Consider the following 6,139-nt stretch of genomic DNA (forward strand, 5'->3'; position numbering starts at 1 on the left):
CGACCTGCGGGCCGGACTGGACCGGGCCGCCCACGCCGTCGACTCCGGCGCCGCCGCCGACCTGCTCACCCGCTGGACCGCCCGAAGCTGACCCGCACCCTCCCGCACCCGGCCCCGGCCGTGGTTTGGCGTGAAGGGCACTTTCCCTGCGTCCCACGCAGCGAATGTGCCCCTCACCGCGCCACACGCAGGGAAAGTGCCCTTCACGCACACAGCGGGGGTCCCGGACGTGTCCGGGGCCCCCGCTGTTGACGGCGGACGACCGTGGTGTCAGTGGTGGCCGGGGCCGGTGTGGTACTCGAAGACCAGGCCCGCGATCGCGATGAGCAGGGCGATCCCGCTGAGCACGATCAGCCAGGTGTACATGAACGCCAGCCCGATGCCGACCAGTGCCGCACCGCCGGCGACCGCGACCGGCCAGTAGCTGCCCGGGCTGAAGAACCCGAGTTCGCCGGCGCCGTCGCTGATCTCGGCGTCCTCGTGGTCCTCGGGGCGCGGCTCGATGCGGCGCGCGACGAAGCGGAAATAGCTACCGACCAGCAGTGCCAGCCCACCCGAGAGCAGCAGCGCCACCGTGCCGATCGGCTCGACGCCGTCCCGGGTCATGGAACCGGTCAGCACCGCGTAGACGATCGCCACGACCAGGGCGAAGATCGCGACGATGTCGAAAACCCGGGCTTCCACCTTCATGAGTGTCTGTTCCTTCTCACTCGATCGCTTCGGTCACGGCGCGCTGTTCGGCGCTCAGCCGGACGCGGTGCGCAGCGTGCGGTCGGTCGCGAACGGACTGGTCGTCGTCGCGGTCGGGCTGCACAGCTGCTCCTCGCAGCCCTCACCCTGCATGACGGTCAGCGCCTCGGCGGCCGTGTAGGGCAGTCCGGTGTCCGGGTTCACCCGCGAACGCAGCTGGATGTAGCGGTCGTACTTGTCCGGGGACAGCGCACGGACCTCGAAGTTCATCATCGCGTGGTACGAGCCGCACAGCTCGGCGCACCGGCCGACGAAGGCCCCTTCCCGGTCGATGGTGTTCTGGAAGGTGTTGTCCTGGTTGTTCTTCTCCGGATGGGGCAGCACGTCCCGCTTGAAGTGGAACGCGGGCACCCAGAAGGAGTGAATGACGTCCGTCGAACGGAGGTTGTACTCGATGGTCCGGTCGGTCGGAAGCACCAGCAGTGGGATCTCGCTCGACGTGCCCACGGTGTTCACCGGCTCACCGCCCGGAGTGGTGGTGTCCGGATAGGCGAACTCCCAGTTCCACTGGAACGCGGTCACGTCGACCTCGACGTCCGGCTCGTCCTCCTCGGCCAGCACGGAACTCTCCGTCACCGCCGTGAAGAAGAACAGCACGCAGACCATGATGACCGGCACGACGACCACGAACAGTTCGAGTGGCACGTTGTACTGGAACTGCCGGGGCAGTGCCTCGGCGGTGTCGCCCTTCTTCTTCCGGTGGAACGCGGACGTCCAGAAGATCAGGCCCCACACGATCGCACCGACCACGAGCGCGGCCACGACCGTCCAGGTCCACAGCTGCTGCATCGCCTCGGCCTCCGGGGTGACCCCCTCCGGCCAGCCGAACCGCAGAATCTCCTCACCGGAACACCCGGTCGCCGTGACAGCGACGAGTCCCGCGAGCGCGGCCGTCTTGCCCACCCTGCCCCGCCGTGTCCGCGGAGTGCGCTCTGGAACGCCCACTGACGTGATGCCTCCTCGCCCGATCCGTTGCCTCGCCCGACTCGTTGCGATGCCTGCCGACTCTAGCCGAGACCCGGCGCGGCGGAGTCACCGCCTTCCCCGGCATACTTGCCCTCTACGACTTCGGCGGCGACGAACAAGGGGTGTGTGAGTAGGCGTGTGCGGTCTGCTTGGACTGGTGTGTGCCAGCGAGAACGACGCGGCCAAGGCCCGGTACGCGGTGGGCGGGGCACTGCGCTGTCAGCGCCACCGCGGCCCCGACGAGTCCGACACGTGGGCCGACGCGGAGGTCATCTACGGCTTCAACCGCCTCGCGATCATCGACGTCGACCACTCGCATCAGCCGCTGACCTGGGGTCCCGAGGACAATCCGACCCGGTACACGATCAACTTCAACGGTGAGATCTACAACTATCCCGAACTCCGCCGGGAGCTCGCCGACGAGCACGGTGCGACGTTCGCCACGGACGGTGACACCGAGGCGATCGTCGCGGCGTACCACCACCTCGGACCGGCCGCGGTGGGGCGGCTGCGCGGGATGTTCGCCTTCCTGATCTGGGACTCCGAGCGCAAGGTCGTCTTCGGGGCGCGGGACCCGTTCGGTATCAAGCCGCTGTTCTACGCCTCCGGCCCGTACGGCGTGGCCTTCGCCAGTGAGAAGAAGAGCCTGCTGGAACTGCTCGGGACCCTGGGCTCCACCGACGAGGTGGACGACAGGGCGTTGCAGCACTACCTCGCCCTGCAGTACGTGCCCGAGCCGGAGACCCTGCACGAAGGGGTCCGCCGCATCGAGTCGGGCACCTCGTTCACCGTGGCGCCGGGCGGGGAGCTGCGGACCGAGCGCTACTTCTCCCCCGAGTTCCGGGCCCACCCGGTGTCCGGCCCCGCGGGGACGGCCGCGCTGCACGAGCGGATCGCCGAGGTCATGCGGGACTCGGTCGCCAAGCACATGCGCGCCGACGTCACGGTCGGTGCCTTCCTCTCCGGTGGGATCGACTCGACCGCCATCGCCGCACTGGCGAAGGAGCACAACCCGAACCTGGTGACCTTCACCACCGGTTTCGAGCGGGAGGGTTACTCCGAGGTGGACGTCGCCGCCGAGTCGGCGGCCGCCATCGGGGTCGAGCACGTGGTGCGCACCGTCTCCGCCCAGGAGATGATGGACACCCTCCCGCTGATCGTGTGGTACCTGGACGACCCGGTGGCCGACCCCGCGCTCGTGCCGCTCTGGTTCATCGCGCGGGAGGCGCGCAAGCGGGTGAAGGTCGTGCTCTCCGGCGAGGGCTCCGATGAGCTCTTCGGCGGCTACACGATCTACCGCGAGCCACTCTCACTCGCCCCGTTCGAGAAGGTTCCCGGAGCCGTCCGCAGGCTCCTCGGGAAGGTCTCCTCGGCGATTCCCGAGGGCACGCGGGGCAAGGACCTGCTCCGTCGTGGCTCGCTGCCGCTGGAGCAGCGGTACTACGGCAACGCACGGATCTTCCGGGACGACCAGTTGCGGCGGGTGCTGCGCACCTTCTCCCCGGAGGTGGGGCACCAGGACGTCACCGCGCCCTGGTACGCCCTGTCCGAGGACTGGGACCCGGTCGCCCGGATGCAGCACGTCGACCTGTTCACCTGGTTGCGGGGGGACATCCTGGTCAAGGCGGACAAGATGACGATGGCGAACTCGCTCGAACTGCGGGTGCCGTTCCTCGACCCGGAGGTGTTCCGGGTCGCGTCCACGATCCCGCTGGACCAGAAGATCACCCCGGAGACGACGAAGTTCGCGCTGCGCCGCGCCCTCGACGGGATCGTGCCGTCGCACGTGTTGAACCGCCGCAAGCTGGGCTTCCCGGTCCCGATCCGGCACTGGCTGGCCACCGACATGTACGACTGGGCACGGGGGATCATCAACGACTCCGCCACCGAGGATCTGCTGGACAAGAACGCCGTGCTGGGACTGCTGGAAGAGCACCGGGCGGGCACGCTCGACCACAGCAGGCGACTGTGGGCGCTGCTGGTGTTCATGCTCTGGTACGGCATCTTCGTCGAGGGCCGGATCAAGCCCGAGGTGCCGGAACCGCACTACCCGGTCAAACTCTGAGCATTCACGGCGTCTCCGCCGACCCCGTCGGCTGTGCCGACGGGGTCGGCGGTGTCGTTCATGCCGACGGGGTCGGTGGTGCGGACGATTCCGCGTGGGCGAGGGGCACGATGTCGTGCCAGCGGTGGAAGACGTCGTCCGGGTCGAACTCCGCCTTGACCGCGGCCAGTCTGCGGTAGTTGTCGACGCCGTACCCGGCGACGATCCGGTCGGCTCCCTCGTCGCCGATGAAGTTGAGGTAGACGTCGCCGGTGGAGAACGGACGCATGTCGGCGCACAGGGAACGGGCCCAGGTCCGCGCCCGCTCGTCGTCGGCGGGGTCACTCCAGACGCCGAACGGGTGCACCGCCCAGGCCGCCTTCCGGTCGAATCCGGGCCATTCCCGTCCCCGTGCGACGGCACCGCCCCACGGGAACAGGATCTGCTGGGAGGCCGACGGCACGGGCATCTCGGGCGCGCGGGCGTGGAACCGGTCGAGCGCCGCGTCCGGCAGGTCCCGCAGGTTCTCGTCGGACCAGTAGTTGCGCATCCCCGGTGGGTCGTCGAGCATCCGCTGCAGCTCGGAGTAGGGCACCTCACCCACGACACGACCGTGTGGCTCGGCGTCGAGCAGCGGCGCGACGAACTCCCGCAGCGCCGACTCCGGCCCGGTGTAGGTGACGAGCACGGCACAGCACAGGGTGCCGACCAGTTCGTCCGGGACGAAGTCGTCGGGCTGCGCGGTGAGGTAGATCAGCCCGCCGCCCACCTCGTCCGGCGCATCGGTCAGCAGGTCGCGGTAGATCCGGGCCACGGCAGGGCCGTCCCGGCCCGGCCACAACAGGAGCGCGATGGCGAACTCGGGCAGCGGGTGCAGGGCGAACGTGAGCGACGTGGCGACGCCGAAGTTGCCCCCTCCCCCGTGCAGGGCCCAGAACAGCTCCGGGTCGCTGTCCTCGCTCGCGGCGACCAGCCTGCCGTCCGCGGTCATCAGTTCCACGGACAGCAGGTTGTCGCATGCGAGGCCGAACCGGCGTTCCAGCCAGCCCGAGCCGCCCCCGAGGGTGAGCCCCGCGACCCCCGTCGTCGACACCCGGCCGCCGGTGGCCGCCAGGCCGTGGGGTTCGGTGGCGCGGTCGAAGTCCGCCCAGACGGCCCCGCCCTGGGCCGTGGCGGTGCGGCGCACCGGATCGACGGACACCTGGTTCATCGGCCGCAGGTCCACGACGAGGCCGCCGTCGGTCAGGCTCGCGCCCGCCACACTGTGGCCGCCCCCGCGGACGGCGACCTCCAATCCCTCCCGCCGGGCGAAGGACACCGCCGTGGCGATGTCGGTGGGATTCGCACAGCGTGCGATGACCCGTGGCCGCGCCGTCATCATCGCGTTGAAGATCGCGCGGACGTCCTCGTAGTCGGGATCGACCGGGGTCACGACCGGACCGTCGAGACGGGAGCGCAGGTCGTTCAGGGCGCGGGGGTCGAGCAGGTCGTCGGTCATCACGGGCCTCCTTGCCGGGTTCACCGGCTGGGTCGCGACGACATCCGGTGGTGTGACAGCCCGCGCCGACGGAACGGCGCCGTCCGCACGACACGAAAACCCCCTGCGTCCGACCGCTGACGCGGCCGACGCAGGGGGTGACGTGCCGGCAGGGAGGCCGGAACCCGCGCTCGCCGGAGCGTCGGGTTCAGCGGACCCTCCGACTCAGTGGAACGAGTCGCCGCAGGCGCAGGAGCCGCCCGCGTTCGGGTTGTCGATGGTGAAGCCCTGCTTCTCGATGGAATCCACGAAGTCGATCTCCGCGCCCTGGACGTACGGGGCGCTCATCCGGTCGACCGCGACCTGCAGGCCGTTGAAGTCCCGGAACAGGTCCCCGTCGAGCGTGCGCTCGTCGAAGAACAGCTGGTACCGCAGACCGGCACAGCCACCGGGCTGGACGGCGATGCGCAGGTGCATGTCATCGCGGCCCTCTTGTTCGAGCAGTCCCTTCGCCTTCGCGGCGGCGGCGTCGGTCAGGATGACGCCGTGCGTGGCTTCGCCGGCGTCGGCGGGGGTGTTGCCGGTCTGCTCAGCGGTCGTCATGACTCTCCCTCACGGTGTTGGTGCAGGCGGGTACCGAGTGCAACGCGAGCAGGCACCCGATCTGTTCCCGTCTTCCATGGTGACACATCTGCCGACCGCATGAACATCGACGGCGACCGCTGCCATATCCTGGTGCCCGTGAGGTTCCTGCGCCGTTCCGGCACCGACGAGGCCGACCCCACCGAGGTGGGTGACCACACCGAACCGGTCGACGACCCGGCCGCCGGGTCCGCCGCGTCCCGGGGCCACACCCCGGGCAAGGGCCGTCCGACGCCGAAGCGCAGGGAGGCGGAGGGGCG

General features: G+C 69.8%; 5 protein-coding genes. 1 reads left to right on the top strand and 4 read right to left on the bottom strand.

What is annotated here, in order from left to right:
- Positions 1 to 270 precede the first annotated feature (270 nt).
- Together SACHA_RS0115315 and ctaC are read right to left on the bottom strand one after the other, a co-directional pair.
- On the bottom strand, positions 271 to 690 hold the full coding sequence (locus SACHA_RS0115315) for a cytochrome c oxidase subunit 4 (protein WP_019811080.1): 420 nt from the start codon (positions 688 to 690) through the stop codon (positions 271 to 273).
- 54 nt (positions 691 to 744) lie between these two features.
- The gene (gene ctaC / locus SACHA_RS0115320; protein ID WP_028663226.1) at positions 745 to 1,695 is read right to left on the bottom strand and encodes an aa3-type cytochrome oxidase subunit II; all 951 of its coding nucleotides are present in this window, start codon (positions 1,693 to 1,695) and stop codon (positions 745 to 747) included.
- A 157-nt stretch (positions 1,696 to 1,852) separates the two neighbouring features.
- On the opposite strand from ctaC, the gene asnB reads away from it, so the two are divergent.
- On the top strand, positions 1,853 to 3,781 hold the full coding sequence (gene asnB, locus SACHA_RS0115325; RefSeq protein WP_028663227.1) for an asparagine synthase (glutamine-hydrolyzing): 1,929 nt from the start codon (positions 1,853 to 1,855) through the stop codon (positions 3,779 to 3,781).
- Between the two features lie 58 nt (positions 3,782 to 3,839).
- On the opposite strand, the gene SACHA_RS0115330 is transcribed toward asnB, so the two are convergent.
- Together SACHA_RS0115330 and SACHA_RS0115335 are read right to left on the bottom strand one after the other, a co-directional pair.
- Positions 3,840 to 5,258: an FAD-binding oxidoreductase gene (locus tag SACHA_RS0115330; RefSeq protein ID WP_019811085.1), complete on the bottom strand. Its 1,419-nt coding sequence runs from the start codon at positions 5,256 to 5,258 to the stop codon at positions 3,840 to 3,842.
- A 204-nt stretch (positions 5,259 to 5,462) separates the two neighbouring features.
- On the bottom strand, positions 5,463 to 5,840 hold the full coding sequence (locus tag SACHA_RS0115335) for a HesB/IscA family protein (protein ID WP_007024926.1): 378 nt from the start codon (positions 5,838 to 5,840) through the stop codon (positions 5,463 to 5,465).
- Positions 5,841 to 6,139 lie beyond the last annotated feature (299 nt).

Source organism: Saccharomonospora halophila 8 (assembly GCF_000383775.1).
GTDB classification, from domain to species: Bacteria; Actinomycetota; Actinomycetes; order Mycobacteriales; family Pseudonocardiaceae; genus Saccharomonospora; species Saccharomonospora halophila.